Origin of the sequence: Mycobacterium lehmannii (genome assembly GCF_002245535.1) — a bacterium.
Taxonomy (GTDB): Bacteria; Actinomycetota; Actinomycetes; order Mycobacteriales; family Mycobacteriaceae; genus Mycobacterium; species Mycobacterium lehmannii.
This window is the reverse complement of record NZ_NKCN01000020.1, coordinates 87738-101620: the sequence shown is the minus strand read 5'-3', so window position 1 is coordinate 101620 and position 13883 is coordinate 87738. Positions and strand designations below refer to the sequence as shown.

Sequence of the window (13883 nt, the reverse complement as noted above, 5' to 3'; positions counted from 1 at the left end):
GCGCTTCGGCCACCCGCCGATGCGCCTCAGCCTTAGAGATGCGCAACAACACCGTCAACGCCCCGGCCACGCTGGGCTCCCCCAACTCCGCCAACGGGGCCTGCTGGAGCCCGGCCACCATGCTGTGGCTGACCGCGGCTTGGCGGCGGGTGAACCTCTCCCACTGCGCGGTGACCCTCAACTGCTCAGCGGTGCTCAACGTGTCGAAGGACTCGGCGATCAACCCGGACAGCTCGCGGTCCATCGCCGCGATCCGCTGGCTGACCCGTTCCACCGACATACTCGAACACTAGTTCGACCCACCGACAACCCAACCCCATCTGTGACCACAGAAACCAAAGTGACAGAAGTTTTTTGGCTGCCGGGTTGCCTGCGACAATGGCCTCATGCAGCTGCCCGTGATGCCGCCGGTGTCGCCGATGCTGGCGAAATCGGTGGTGTCGATCCCGCCGGACGCATCGTACGAACCGAAGTGGGACGGCTTCCGGTCGATCTGCTTCCGCGACGGCGACGAGGTCGAACTCGGCAGCCGCAACGAGCGGCCGATGACCCGCTACTTTCCCGAACTGGTGAAGGCCGCCGAAGCTGAGCTACCCGAACGGTGCGTCATCGACGGCGAGATCATCGTCGCCTCCGACGGTGGGCTCGACTTCGAAGCGCTGCAGCAGCGCATCCACCCCGCCGACTCACGGGTCCGGATGCTGGCCGAGAAGACGCCTGCGTCCTTCATCGCGTTTGATCTGCTCGCACTCGACGACATCGATTACACGCAAAGGCCTTTCAGCGAACGCCGCGCCGCACTCGTGGAGGCCCTCACCAATGCCGGTCCGAAATTCCACGTCACGCCGGTGACGACGGACCTCGCGACGGCGCAGCGCTGGTTCGACGAGTTCGAGGGTGCCGGCCTCGACGGCGTCATCGCCAAGCCGTTGTCGCTGACCTATCAGCCGGACAAGCGAGTGATGTTCAAGATCAAGCACCAACGGACCGCGGACTGCGTCGTCGCCGGCTACCGCCTCCACAAGTCCGGCGACGATGCCATCGGGTCGCTGCTTCTCGGGCTGTACAAGGACGGCGGCACATTGGCCTCCGTCGGCGTGATCGGCGCCTTCCCGATGGCCCGGCGCCGCGAACTCTTCACCGAATTGCAGCCGCTGGTAACCACGTTCGACAACCATCCGTGGAATTGGGCGGCGCACATGGTCGGTGAACGGACCCCGCGACGCAACGAGGGATCGCGCTGGAATGCCGGCAAGGACCTCTCGTTCGTACCGTTGCGGCCCGAGCGGGTGGTCGAGGTGCGCTACGACCACATGGAAGGTGAACGGTTCCGCCACACCGCGCAGTTCAACCGCTGGCGCCCCGACCGCGATCCCCGGTCGTGTACGTTCGACCAACTCGAGCAGCCGGTCACCTTCAAGCTGGGCGACATCGTCCCCGGCCTCGGCTGACCGAAGAACTTTCGCCAACTCGCGGATGCCCGAACGCCTGACGTGTGATGCTGCCTGGATGGCGATCACACGCGCGACGGCCGCGGCGGTGATGCTCATCGGTGCCGCGATCGCATCCGCGGGACCCGCATGGGCCGACGGGCGGCTCGAAGGCGAGTACCGGCTCGTCAACGGGGCGACCTCGAACACATGGTCGATCACCACGCAGTGCAACGCCGAAGGTTACTGCGGCGGAACGATTTCGAGCTCGACGGGACTGATCGCGCAGATCAGCAGGCAGGGCGACGGCCCGTGGACCGTCGAACGCCACGACGTGTTCAACGCACGCCCGTGCGCCGACGGCAGCACCGGGCCGGCCGATGTGACGTATGAGTTCGATCCAGCGACGTTGGCGGGCAACCTTCGCTACACCTGGAAACCCGGGACGTGCAACGACCCCAATCCCGGTCAGAGCGAACAACCGATCAGCCTTCAACCGATCTAGCCAGTCGGCGCGTCAATCCTGCGTCGCGCGTTGGAAACTCAGGGTTTCACCGCGCACACCACCCATCCAGAGGTCCTGGCAGGCCTCCGCCATCTCGTCGAGCCCTTCGATGACCGCCCCGAACACGTTGCCCGGGACCCAGCCCTGGTCGCCGTTGATCAGCAGGTTGTTGCGGCCGTAGAACAGCGCCAGGTCGACTATCGCGCCGGTGGTGCCGGTGCCGGTGGTGTTCTCGTAGCCGTAGGCGGGGTTGCCCAGTTGATCGGAGTCGAAGGAGAACCAGCACAGGTCGCCGGGGATCGGCGTGACTGTGGTGTTCTCACTGCCCGGGTCCTTCGCCGCGAATTCCGGTAGCAGCGTGTAGATCTCGTTGCGGGCGTACTTGCCGTGGAACACCTGTGACGAAAGAACGCGCCCGTCGGATAAGGCGTCCCACACCGCCGCGCAGGTGCGTGGCGCCGCGTCGTCGAGCATGCGGGCAACGCAGCTGACGCCGCGCTTGTCGAGGGACACGGTGATCAGCCTGCTCATCGAACTCCTTGTGTCGTCAACGCCGGCGTGCGCCGGTGCCAGTCGGTGGCCATCTCGTGGGCGCGGCCCACCCGCAGCACCAGCGCATCCGCGTGCCGGGGGCCGACGATCTGCAACCCGATCGGCAGGCCCGCCGCGGTGAATCCGCACGGCACGCTCAACGCCGGCTGCTGGGTCATGTTGAACGGGTAGGTGTATGGCGTCCAACTCGCCCAGTAGTGTGACCGCCAGCCATCGGGCACGTCGCGACCGACGCTGAACGCAGGCAGCGGAAGCGTCGGCGTGACCAGCACGTCATAGGTTTCGTGGAACCGGCCCATCACCTGCCCCAGTTGCATCCGCACGGCCGTCGCGTCGAGGTAGTCCGACGCCGAGAAGGACGCACCCACCGCAGCTATCCGGCGCAACCCCGCATCCACCCGATCGTCGACCGCTTCGCCGTACGCCTCCAACACCTTTGCCGCGCCGGCGAACCACAGGACGTGGAACGCCTCGATCGGATCGGCGAACCCGGGGTCGACCTCCTCGACGCTGGCACCCGCATCGGACAGCACCGTCACCGCGGCCCGCACGGCGGCGTCGACCTCCGGATCGTTGCGCACGTAGCCGAGCCGCGGTGAGAACGCCACCCGCAGGCCCGCGATGCCGTCGTCGAGCCCGGTCAGGAACGACTCACGCGGCGTCGGCATCGCCGACCAGTCCCGGGCATCGAATCCGGTGATCACATCCATCAGCGCGGCGGTGTCGACGACCGTCCGCGTCATCGGGCCCGGGTGCGCCAGCGTGCCGAACGGGCTCGGCGGATAGTGGGGTATCAGGCCGTAGGTCGGCTTGAGCGCGACGGTTCCGGTGAACGCCGCCGGAATCCGCACCGATCCCCCCGCGTCGGTGCCGACCGACCACACCCCCATGCCGAGGCCGACCGCCGCGGCGCTGCCGCCGCTCGAACCACCCGCCGTCTTGGTGGGATCCCACGGATTGCCGGTCGCGCCGTAACGGGGCGAGTCGGTGACGCCTTTCCACGAGTACTCCGGCGTCGTGGTCTTGCCGAGCAGGACGGCTCCGGTCTCCCGAAGTCGCGCCGTGCAGGGCGCGTCCTCGTTCCACGGTCCCGGCTCGTCGATGAGCCAGCTACCCCGAAGCGTCGGCCATCCCCTGGTCCACAGCGCATCCTTGATCGACGTCGGCACGCCGTCCCCGGGCCCGAGCGGCTGCCCGGCGTGCCAGCGTGCCTCCGAGGCACGGGCCGCGGCCAACGCCCCCTCGGGGTCGACGAGAACGAAGGCGTTGACCGCACCGTCGTACGCGTCGATCGCGGCCAGCGCCTCCTGGGTGGCCTCGACCGGAGAGAGGGTTTTTGCGCGGTATCCCTGGACCAGTTCGGCGGCGGTCGGGATCATCGCGGGCCCGGTACGTAGCCGAGTTTTTTGTCCACCACGTTCACCAATGGCTCGCCGGCAAGCCAGCGCTGGGCGTTGTCCACGAATTGCTCGGCAAGGGCTTCGCGCCAACCCACCACGTCCCCGGCCATGTGTGCGGTGATCGTCACGTTAGGAGCGTCCCACAACGGATGGTCGGGCGGCAGCGGTTCGGTGTCGAACACGTCCAGCGTCGCACCGCCAATCCGGTTGTCGCGCAACGCCGAAAGCAACGCCGACTCCTCCACCACTGGACCGCGGCCGATGTTGACCAGATGCGCGTCGGGCTTCATCGCCGACAGCACCGAGGCGTCCACCATGCCGCGCGTCGCGTTTGTCAGCGGCGCGGCGAGCACCAGGTGATCGCACCAGCCGACCTCGTCGGCCAAGCTCGCACTGGCCACCACGTCACCGAAGTCGGGATCGTCCGTCGTTGCGACGCGGCCCGCCCCACGCACCTGCATGCCCACCGCGCGCAGGAGCCGCGCAATCTCGCGCCCGATGCTCCCGGTGCCGACGACGAGCGCGCGGGCCCGCGCGATGGCACGGGTCTCGCGGTGTTGCCACCGGTGCTCGCGCTGCAGGGCGAAGCTGGTGCGGCTGTCCTTGGCGTGGGCCAGCACCGCGCCGAGCACGTACTCGGCGATCGGGCGGTCGAACACGCCGCGGGCGTTGGTCACCACCACGTCGGAGTCGCGCAGTTCGTCGAACAGCAGCGTGTCGACGCCCGCCGCGGTGACGTGGATCCACTCCAACTCGCCGGCGTCGTGCCACACGTCGCGCACTGCGGTCGAGAAGAAGTCCCAGAGCAGCAGCACGCGGGCGCCGCGGACCGCATCGGCGAGGTCGTCGGCGGTGCAGTAGCGCAAGTCGACATCGAGTTCGTCGAGGCCCGGTGGGCGGTCGGTGGGCTTCTTGCACAGGACCGCGACGACGGACCGGGTGAAACCACCTCTGACCTGCGACGACGGCGCGTCTTGCACGCTCTCGCGGGGGCCTGGCACGACCCGAGGCTAGGGACACGCCGTAGGATTGTCAACAATCTGTTGCTGGTTTGGTCATCTGGCCTCACACTGTGCAAATGAGGATCGGGGAATTGGTGCCGCCCCCACCATTGCAGCAGGTAGGCATAGGCGTTGTCACACCATATGACTTCGCGCTCGACCGGGAACTGTGGCGTTGGGTGCCCGACGACGTCAGCCTGTACGTGACCCGGCTCAGATACGCCCCCTTGCCGGTGACCGTCGACATGGCGGTGCACATCTCCGACCCCGAACACGTGATCGCGGGCGCGGCGAACGTGCTGGCGGTCTCCCCGATCGTCACCGCGTACGCGTGCACCGCGGGCAGCTTCGTCAAGGGAATGGCCGGAGAAGCCGCGCTGGTCGCGGCGATGCGGGCGGCCGGCGCCCCGGCGGCGGTGACCACCAGCGGCTCGATGCTCGAAGCGCTGCGCCACCTCGGTGTGGCGCGCGTCGCGACCGTCACCCCGTACACCTCGGACCTGACGATCGGGTTGACGAGCTATCTCATGGAGGCCGGTATCGAGGTCGTGGCCACCTCGGGACTGGGCCTGACCTCGCAGATCTGGTCGGTCCCGTATGCGCGGACCGCCGACTTGGTCCGCGCCACCGACGTCGCGGACGCCGAGGCCATCGTCATCAGTTGCACGAACCTGCCCACCTACGATCTGATCGCCGATCTCGAGGCCGAATTGCAGAAGCCGGTGGTCACGGCCAACCAGGTGACGATGTGGGCCGCGCTGCGCGTGGCCGGGCGCAAAGGCGTGGGAGCGGGTCAGCGCCTGTTCGAGGCGTAGTTGCCGATGCGCCGGTTGTTAACATTGTCGACAATCTGCCGATCGAAAGGGCGTCATGGCGACCGTAGGACTGCTCTATCCGGGGCACAGCGCCGAGGACGATTTTCCCGCGCTCGAGGGCAGGGCCGACGGTGTACTGCGCCTGCCGGTGGTCATCACCTCCGTCGGTGAGGACGCCCACCGCGTCGACGCGCTGCTGGATCTCGGAGGCGACGAGCGCCTGGCCGATGGTGTGCGCCAGCTTGCCGACGCACGCCCGGAGTCGGTGATGTGGGCGTGCACATCAGGCAGCTTCGTGTTCGGTCCCGAGGGGGCCCGCCGACAAGCCGCGAAAGTTGCTGCGGCTGCGGGTGTTCCGGCGTCGTCCACCTCGATCGCGTTCGTCGACGCGCTGCGCCATCTCGGCATCGGGCGCGTCGCGATCGCCGCGTCGTACCCGCACGATGTTGCCGAGCACTTCGTACGCTTCCTGGCCGCCGACGGCATCGAGGTGGTGGCGATGGGCAGCCACGGCATCATCACCGCCGCCGAAGTCGGCACGCTGGAGCCGCGGCGGGTGGAGCAGATGGTCACCGCTGCCGATCACCCGGACGCGCAAGCGGTGTTGGTTCCCGACACCGCTATGCACACGCTGGCGATCATCGACCGTCTCGAGGCCGCGGTCGGCAAACCGGTGCTGACCGCCAATCAGGTGACGGTGTGGAAGGGCCTGCAACTCGCCGGTGCAGTGCCTGCGATCGCGGGCCTGGGCCGGCTGTTCGAGGAGCGGCTGTGACCGAGTTCCTGGCGCCGGTGGAGCAGGAATCGACGCCGAGCATCGTCGCCGACAAGCTTCGGCAGGCCATCGCGCACGGTGAGCTGGCTCCGGGCACCCAGCTGATCGAGGCCGACCTGGCCCGCAGGCTCGGCGTCAGTCGCGGACCGCTGCGCGAGGGGATGCAGCGGCTGACGCAGGAGGGTCTGCTGATCGCGATCCGCAACCGCGGGGTGTTCGTGATCGACATGACGCCAGAGGTGGCCTCCGACATGTACCTCGCGCGCGAGGCCATCGAACGCGCCGCGACCCGCCGAATCCTGCAGCGCGACTACGCGTCTGCCGGCGACGAGCTGCTGGCGATCGTCGAGGAGATGGCCGCGGCCGCCGACGTCGAGGAGGGCAGCGAGGCCGACATCCGGTTCCACGAGCGTCTTGTCGAACTCGCGGGCAGCGAGCGGCTGTCGCGGATGCACCAGACGTATCTCGTGGAGACCCGGATGTGTGTGCACGCGCTGGCGGACACCTACGACAACCCCAACGATCGGATTGCCGAGCACCATGCGCTGGCCAGCGCTATCCGGGCCGGTGATGTGCAGCTGTCCGACAAGCTGCTGATCGCGCACATGGAGGATGCGGTCGACCGGCTGGTCGTGCGGGTCTCGCGCGGCGCCTGAGCCTCACGCCAGGGCGATGCCGACGTACTTGGTCTCCAGGAACTCGTCGATGCCCACCGAACCGCCTTCGCGGCCGAGGCCGGACTGCTTGACGCCGCCGAACGGCGCTGCGGGATTGGACACCACGCCCTGATTCAGACCGACCATGCCGGTCTCCAGCGCCTCGGCGACCCGCAACGCCCGGCGCAGATCATTGGTGAAAACGTAAGCCACCAACCCGTATTCGGTGTCGTTGGCGGCGGCGACGACGTCGTCCTCGGTCTCGAACGGCGTCAGCGGAGCGACCGGGCCGAAGATCTCCTCGCCCGACATCCTCGCGTCGCGTGGGACGCCGGTCAGCACGGTCGGCGAGTAGAAGTACCCGTCACCCGAAACCGCCGTGCCGCCGGTCAACACGCGGGCACCGCGACCCACCGCGTCGTCGACCAGGGCCTGCACCTTGTGCAGTGCGGCGTCGTCGACCAGCGGGCCGACGTTGACCCCCTCCTCGGTGCCCCGGCCCACGCGCAGCGCCGCCATCCGCTCGGCCAACCGGCGCCCGAACTCGTCGATCACCGACGCGTGCACGAACATTCGGTTCGCCGCCGTGCACGCCTCTCCCATGTTGCGCATCTTGGCCGCCATCGCCCCGTCGACCGCCTCGTCGAGATCGGCGTCGGCGAACACGATGAACGGTGCGTTGCCACCGAGTTCCATCGAAGTCCGCAACACCTTCTCTGCGCACTGCTCGAGCAGAATCCGGCCCACCCTGGTCGACCCGGTGAATGACAGCTTGCGCGCCAGCCCCGAGCGGATCAGCGGTTCGGTCACCGCGTTCGCGTCCATCGCGGTGATGCAGTTGACGGCGCCGGCAGGCACACCCGCTTCGTCGAGGATGCCCATCAGCGCCAACATCGTGAGCGGGGTCTGGTGTGCCGGTTTGATCACACTGGTGCAACCGGCGGCGATCGCCGGTCCCAGCTTGCGGGTACCCATCGCCATCGGGAAGTTCCACGGCGTGATCAGCAGACAGGGCCCGACGGGCTGACGGGCGATGAGGAAACGCGCACCACCCGCTGGTGCGGTTTGATAGCCGCCGTCGATCCGGGTGGCCTCTTCGGCGAAGTGGCGGAAAAACTCGGCGGCGTAGGCGATTTCGCCTCGGGCCTCGGCGAGGGGTTTGCCCATCTCCAGCGTCATCAACAAGGCCAGGTCGTCGACGCGGGCGTGCAGTAACTCGAAGGCGGCCATCAACATGTCGGCGCGGGCCCGCGGCGGGGTCGCCGCGAACTCGCGCTGGGCCGCGACCGCCGCATCGAGTGCAGCACGCGCATCGGCGGGCGTGGCGTCGGCGACCGCGCACAGCGTCTGCCCTGTCGCCGGGTCCACGACGTCGAAGGTGCGCCCTCCGCTCGCATCGATCCACTTGCCGTCGACGAACAGTCGCTTGTCCACCGTCTCGATCACGTGCCGTTCGCGATCCACCACACCTCCCTGCGTCGGATTGTTGACAATCTACAGTGCACCGCTGACGATCGTGGCATGAACTCGGCCTCCGAAGCCCCGCAGCTCTCCTCGATCCTCAAACAGGCGACCGGCGTCGTCGCCGCCCGCGGCGAAGGGGTGCTGCTCTACGACGAACAGGACCGCCGCTACCTCGACTTCACCGCAGGCATCGGGGTGACCAGCACCGGACATTGTCATCCGCGGGTGGTGGAGGCCGCGCAGCGCCAGGTCGCCACGCTGATCCACGGTCAGTACACGACGGTCATGCACCGCCCGCTGCTCACCTTGGTGGAACGGTTGGGAGAGGTGCTGCCGCCCGGGCTCGACCGGTTGTTCTTCGCCAACTCCGGAAGCGAGGCGGTGGAAGCCGCCCTGCGACTGTCCCGTCAGGCCACCGGCCGGCCTAACGTCATCGTCTTCCACGGTGGGTTCCACGGTCGCACCGTCGCGGCGGCCTCGATGACCACCTCCGGCACCAAGTTCCGCTCCGGCTTCGCGCCGTTGATGGCCGGAGTTCACGTCGCGCCGTTTCCAGACCCCGGCCACTTCGGCTGGCCGGTCGAGCAGGCCACCGATTTCGCTCTGGCACAACTGGATTACCTCCTGCAGACGATCAGCGCACCCGCCGATACCGCCGCGTTCTTCGTCGAACCCGTGCTCGGCGAAGGCGGCTACGTGCCCGCCAATGAGCGCTTCTTCGCCGGGTTGCGCGAGCGCGCCGACGCGCACGGGATCCTGCTGGTCGTCGACGAGGTGCAGACCGGCTTCGGGCGCACCGGCCGGTTCTGGGGCAGTCAACACTTCTTCGGCGATTCTGGTGTGCGCGCAGACATCCTGATCACCGCCAAGGGTCTCGCGTCGGGCTTCCCGCTGTCGGGCATCGCGGCGCCGGCGGCGTTGATGGAGCGGGCGTGGCCGGGTTCCCAAGGCGGTACATACGGCGCCAACGCGGTGGCGTGCGCGGCGGCCGTGGCCACGCTCGACGTGATCGCCGAAGAGCGACTGGTCGACAACGCCGCCGAACGCGGGGCGCAGTTGCGCGACGCGTTGCAAACCGTTGGCGACAAGTTCGACGCGATCACCGACGTGCGCGGTCTCGGGCTGATGCTCGGTACCGAATTCCGTGACGCCGCAGGAAGACCCGACGGTGCGACGGCACTGGCCGTGCAGCAGGAGGCCGCCAGGCGCGGCCTGCTGCTGTTGACCTGCGGCGCCTGGGGACAGGTCGTCAGGTTCATCCCTGCGCTCGTCGTGACCGCCGGCCAGATCGACGAGGCGGCGGGCGTCTGGTCGGACGCGGTGAACGCCGTGCTGTGACTCAGCGACTGGGCTCGAGCTCGTAGTCCAGCTGCGGCGGCGCTTCCGGCGTGCCGGGTATCTCGGTGCCGTTGATCGGGCATCGCGCCGTCTCGGGAAGCTTTGCCAGGGCGATCGCGCCGACAATGCAGGCACCCATCATGTAGTACGCGGGTACGAGGTTGTCGCCCGTCACGCCGATCAACCAGTCGTTGACCGCCGGGGCCGTGCCGCCGAAGAGCGCCGTCGACACGTTGTAGGCGATCGCAAAACCGGCGTAGCGCACCTGTGTGGGGAACATCGCCGGGAACGTCGCCGAGATGGTCGCCAACTGCGGGACGTAGAGCAACCCCAGCACGGCAAAGCCGATGACGGCGCCGATCACCCCGGTCGACATCAGCATGAACATCGGAATGCCCGCGATGAACAGTCCGATCAAGGAGATCCACCAGACCGGTTTGCGCCCGAACCGGTCCGACGCCAGGCCCGCGAACGGCAGGAAGATCATCATCGACAGCATCCCGATGATCGGCACGACCAACGACATGTCGGTGGACAGCCCGATCGACTGCTCGAGATAGGTGGGCATGTAGGTGAGCAGCGTGTAGTTGACGACGTTGAGCGCGACCACCAGTCCGCCGAGGCGCAGGATCGGTCCCCAGTACTGGGCGAGGAGGTCCTTGAACTCAGCGCCGATGTCTTGTTCCTGCCTGCCCGACTCCTCCAGTTCCTTGAACACCGGCGTCTCGTCGAGCCGCGTACGCAGGTACAACCCGATCAGGCCGAGGGGAGCGGCGATCAGGAACGGCAGCCGCCAACCCCACACGTTCATCTGGTCGTCGGACAGGATCAGCGAGAACCCCAGCATCAGCAGCGCGCCCGTCGAGAAGCCGGCCAGGGTGCCGAACTCGAGGAAGCTGCCCATCATGCCGCGACGGCGGGCGGGAGCGTATTCGGCCATAAAGGTGGCGGCGCCGCCGTACTCTCCGCCGGTCGAGAAGCCCTGGATCATCCGCAGAATCACCATCAGCACCGGAGCCCAGATCCCGATCGTGGCGTAGGTCGGCACAAGGCCCACGCACAGCGTCGCGCCGGCCATCACCAGGATCGTGATGGCCAGGATGCGACGCCGCCCGAGGCGGTCGCCCAGTGGTCCCCAGACGAAACCGCCGAGCGGGCGGACCAGGAAGGAGACGGCGAACGTCATCAGTGCCAACAGCGTCGCGGTCGCCCCGTCACCCGGGAAGATGGCCGTCGAGATGTAGGAGACCCCATAGGCGTAGAGCCCGTAGTCGAACCATTCGGTGTAGTTGCCGACGGCCGAGGCCGCGATCGCCTTCTTCACGTCACCCGAAGAGGGTGCGTCCTTGTCGGTTTCGTCCTGCGGGCTGGTGGAACCATCCGGGTCCACGTGCGGCCTCCTAGCGTCCGTCGGGCACGGCCCTGGGACGCCTGCACGGCGAGCGCCGGCGATGGGGCCGTGTTTCTCGGTGCACAGGCAAACTACCAGCGCACGCCGAGGGATACCCGCTTTGCACGAAAGATGACCGCTGTAAAGGAGTCCGAGGGTGAGCACACCGCAGCGGCGGACGCCCGCCGGTTAGATTGCGATCATGAACGCCGGCAGGTTCGCCCCGAGCCCCTCGGCGGACCTGCACATCGGTAACCTGCGCACCGCGATCCTGGCATGGTTGTTCGCCCGCTCGACCGGCCGTCGCTTCGTCATGCGCGTGGACGACCTCGACGACCGCACGTTCGCCGACGTCGGGCGGCGCCAACTTTCCGATTTGGCGGCGATCGGGTTGACGTGGGATGTCCTGGAGTGGCAATCCGAACACCGCTCGCGCTACGACGCCGCGATCGCAGAATTGGAAGGCCGCAGTCTGCTCTACGAATGCTATTGCAGCCGAAGGGATATCGCGCAGGCTCCGCGCGCGCCGCATGCGCCACAGGGGGCGTACCCGGGCACGTGTCGCGACCTCACCGACACCGAGCGCGCCACGCGGCGCGCCGAGACGAACCGCCCGCCCGCGCTTCGGCTGCGCACCGACGCGGTCGTGCACACCGTTCACGACGTGCTGCACGGCGACTACACCGGCATCGTCGACGACTTCGTGGTGCGCCGCGGTGACGGGGTGCCGGCGTATAATCTCGCGGTCGTGGTCGACGACGCGGCCCAGCGGGTCGACCAGGTGGTGCGGGGGGATGACCTGCTGCCCTCCTCACCTCGGCAGGCGTATCTGGCGCGGATGCTCGGTTACACAGAACCGGTGTACGCCCACGTTGCGCTGGTGCTTAACGAGGACGGCGCCCGGTTGGCCAAACGCGACGGGGCAGTGACGCTGGCCGAGATCGGCGTGCCACGGGCGCTCGCCCAGATCAGCGGGTCGCTGGGCTGGCGGGCTCGCGACGTCGAGGCCATGCTCGCCGAGTTCGATCCGGCCGCGCTTCCGCGGACACCGTGGATTTATCGGCCCGACTAGATCCTGTGCGAGCGACCGCTTTTGGTACGCCGCTGCGCGGCGTGTCGGGGGCAGACACGGTCGGTCGCGGGAGGAAACGCCGTCAGACGACAGGCGAGCGTCCCTTGGACGCACGTTCGGCCGCCGCGAGAAGGCCGTCGCGGAATTGCGGATGCGCGATCGCGGCGAGCGCCTCACCGCGTTCGCGGACGGTCGCGCCCTCCAGCTCCGCGGCGCCGTACTCGGTGACGATCACGTCGACATGGTGTCGCGGCGTGGTGATCACCGCGCCAGGCCCGAACCACGGCACGATCCGCGAATGCAGTTGCCCGTCCTTCTCATACGTCGAGGGCAGACAGATCAGCGAGCGGTCCGACAACTCGAGACCGGCGCCTGCGACGAAATCCTCTGCACCGCCGACGCCGCTGAACTGGTTACCGTCGATGGTGTCGGCGACGACCTGGCCGCCGATGTCGATCGCGAGCGCGCCGTTGATGGACACCATCTCGTGGTTGGCGGCGATCACCTCGGGTGCGTTGACGATCTCCACCGGCAGGAACGCGACGTCGTGGTTGCCGTCGAGCCAGGTGTACAGATCCGCCGAGCCGAAAGCGAACGTCGTCACGCTCACACCGTCGTAGATGCCCTTGCCGCTGTTGGTGACCTTGCCCGCCCGATGCAGTTGCATACAGCCGTCAGTGAACATCTCGCTGTGCAAACCGTATTCGCCGCCGTCGCCCTCGGCCAGCAGCGCCGCGATCTGGCTGGGGATCGAACCGATTCCGGTCTGCAACGTCGCGCCGGGCCGGATGAAGGCGACGGCGTGCTGCGCGATCGCGACATCGGCCTCGGTGGGGGCCGCGCCCGGAAGTGCGAGCGGCGCCTCTGTCGAGTGCACGAGGATGTCGATCTCGTCGACGTGCAACGCATTACGGTGCTCGTCGCCGAACCCGAACGTGCGCGGGTAGGCCTCGGATGCCTCGACGATCAGTATGCGATCGGGATCGGCTCCGGCGCGGTGTAATTCGTTGACCGTGCCGCCGGCGTGCAGGGCCAGCGAGCACCAGCCGTCGGCGTCCGGCGGTGTGGCTACGGTCGTCATCACACGCGGAGACTGGCGTTCGAGCAGCGGGCCGAAGCGGCGAAAGTCGGCCGGCGCGAACTCGACATCGGCGCCTGAGTCCCGCAGGGCGCGTTCGAGCGGACCGTAGAAACCCGACAGATAGCGCACGCCGGGGCGGGCGAACAGTTCGGTGCCGACGGCGAGCAGCGCGCCGTAGACACGAAGGTTCGTCCAGTCGTCGCGTTCACCCAGCGCGCGCAGGAACGCCGGCGGTTGGCCCGGACCGAGCGGTATGCCCAAGGTGTCGTCGGTCGCGAGTCGCGCGGCGGCCTGCTCGGCGGTGAGCTCGATCGGCATGGCGAGAACCTACCGCGCCGAGTGTGGGATCGACACACGCTCCGACCACCCGACAGCGTGCGGGTAACCCACGTTCGCGCCATAAG

Annotated in this window: 14 protein-coding genes; 7 read left to right on the top strand and 7 right to left on the bottom strand. The window is 68.0% G+C overall.

Annotation, left to right across the window (positions count from 1 at the left end; genetic code table 11):
- Window positions 1-280: DUF222 domain-containing protein (locus CEX87_RS20435; protein WP_094288862.1), on the bottom strand; the 280-nt coding region annotated here is incomplete at its 3' end.
- A gap of 106 nt (window positions 281-386) precedes the next feature.
- On the opposite strand from CEX87_RS20435, the gene CEX87_RS20430 reads away from it, so the two are divergent.
- Together CEX87_RS20430 and CEX87_RS20425 are read left to right on the top strand one after the other, a co-directional pair.
- Window positions 387-1451, top strand: a complete 1065-nt coding sequence (locus tag CEX87_RS20430; RefSeq protein ID WP_064425887.1) for an ATP-dependent DNA ligase — start codon at window positions 387-389, stop codon at window positions 1449-1451.
- 58 nt (window positions 1452-1509) lie between these two features.
- Entirely contained in the window at window positions 1510-1935 is a 426-nt protein-coding gene (locus CEX87_RS20425) for a hypothetical protein (protein ID WP_064425895.1), read from the top strand.
- A gap of 12 nt (window positions 1936-1947) precedes the next feature.
- On the opposite strand, the gene CEX87_RS20420 is transcribed toward CEX87_RS20425, so the two are convergent.
- Genes CEX87_RS20420 through CEX87_RS20410 form a run of 3 tightly spaced genes read right to left on the bottom strand, consistent with a single transcriptional unit; the run spans window position 1948 to window position 4867 of the window.
- Window positions 1948-2466, bottom strand: a complete 519-nt coding sequence (locus tag CEX87_RS20420; RefSeq protein WP_064394822.1) for a DUF3830 family protein — start codon at window positions 2464-2466, stop codon at window positions 1948-1950.
- Window positions 2463-3866: an amidase gene (locus CEX87_RS20415; protein ID WP_066811737.1), complete on the bottom strand. Its 1404-nt coding sequence runs from the start codon at window positions 3864-3866 to the stop codon at window positions 2463-2465. The genes CEX87_RS20420 and CEX87_RS20415 overlap by 4 nt, the downstream gene beginning before the upstream one ends.
- Window positions 3863-4867 carry a D-2-hydroxyacid dehydrogenase gene (locus CEX87_RS20410; RefSeq protein WP_198957271.1) on the bottom strand — a complete coding sequence of 335 codons (1005 nt, stop codon included), beginning with the start codon at window positions 4865-4867 and terminating at the stop codon, window positions 3863-3865. Before CEX87_RS20410 ends, CEX87_RS20415 begins: the two co-directional genes overlap by 4 nt.
- A 98-nt stretch (window positions 4868-4965) precedes the next feature.
- Here CEX87_RS20410 and CEX87_RS20405 point away from each other — a divergent pair, with 98 nt between their 5' ends.
- Genes CEX87_RS20405 through CEX87_RS20395 form a run of 3 tightly spaced genes read left to right on the top strand, consistent with a single transcriptional unit; the run spans window position 4966 to window position 7134 of the window.
- On the top strand, window positions 4966-5703 hold the full coding sequence (locus tag CEX87_RS20405; protein WP_198957268.1) for a maleate cis-trans isomerase family protein: 738 nt from the start codon (window positions 4966-4968) through the stop codon (window positions 5701-5703).
- Window positions 5704-5758: 55 nt separating this feature from the next.
- A complete protein-coding gene (locus tag CEX87_RS20400; protein ID WP_198957267.1) occupies window positions 5759-6478 on the top strand; it encodes a maleate cis-trans isomerase family protein in 720 nt (239 codons plus the stop codon).
- Window positions 6475-7134 (top strand): GntR family transcriptional regulator, encoded by a 660-nt coding sequence (locus tag CEX87_RS20395; RefSeq protein WP_064394825.1) that lies wholly within the window; start codon window positions 6475-6477, stop codon window positions 7132-7134. The genes CEX87_RS20400 and CEX87_RS20395 overlap by 4 nt, the downstream gene beginning before the upstream one ends.
- 3 nt (window positions 7135-7137) lie before the next feature.
- Here the strand turns inward: CEX87_RS20395 and CEX87_RS20390 are convergent, their stop codons facing one another.
- Window positions 7138-8598: an NAD-dependent succinate-semialdehyde dehydrogenase gene (locus tag CEX87_RS20390; RefSeq protein WP_233151454.1), complete on the bottom strand. Its 1461-nt coding sequence runs from the start codon at window positions 8596-8598 to the stop codon at window positions 7138-7140.
- Window positions 8599-8655: 57 nt separating this feature from the next.
- Here CEX87_RS20390 and CEX87_RS20385 point away from each other — a divergent pair, with 57 nt between their 5' ends.
- Window positions 8656-9936 carry an aspartate aminotransferase family protein gene (locus CEX87_RS20385; RefSeq protein WP_094288856.1) on the top strand — a complete coding sequence of 427 codons (1281 nt, stop codon included), beginning with the start codon at window positions 8656-8658 and terminating at the stop codon, window positions 9934-9936.
- Between the two features lies 1 nt (window position 9937).
- Here CEX87_RS20385 and CEX87_RS20380 read toward each other — a convergent pair whose 3' ends face one another.
- On the bottom strand, window positions 9938-11260 hold the full coding sequence (locus CEX87_RS20380; protein WP_233151456.1) for an MFS transporter: 1323 nt from the start codon (window positions 11258-11260) through the stop codon (window positions 9938-9940).
- Between the two features lie 268 nt (window positions 11261-11528).
- On the opposite strand from CEX87_RS20380, the gene gluQRS reads away from it, so the two are divergent.
- The gene (gene gluQRS, locus CEX87_RS20375; RefSeq protein WP_165595807.1) at window positions 11529-12398 is read left to right on the top strand and encodes a tRNA glutamyl-Q(34) synthetase GluQRS; all 870 of its coding nucleotides are present in this window, start codon (window positions 11529-11531) and stop codon (window positions 12396-12398) included.
- Window positions 12399-12480: 82 nt separating this feature from the next.
- Here the strand turns inward: gluQRS and CEX87_RS20370 are convergent, their stop codons facing one another.
- Complete coding sequence (locus CEX87_RS20370; protein WP_094288852.1) at window positions 12481-13797, bottom strand: acetyl-CoA hydrolase/transferase family protein; 1317 nt, start codon at window positions 13795-13797, stop codon at window positions 12481-12483.
- Window positions 13798-13883: the final 86 nt, after the last annotated feature.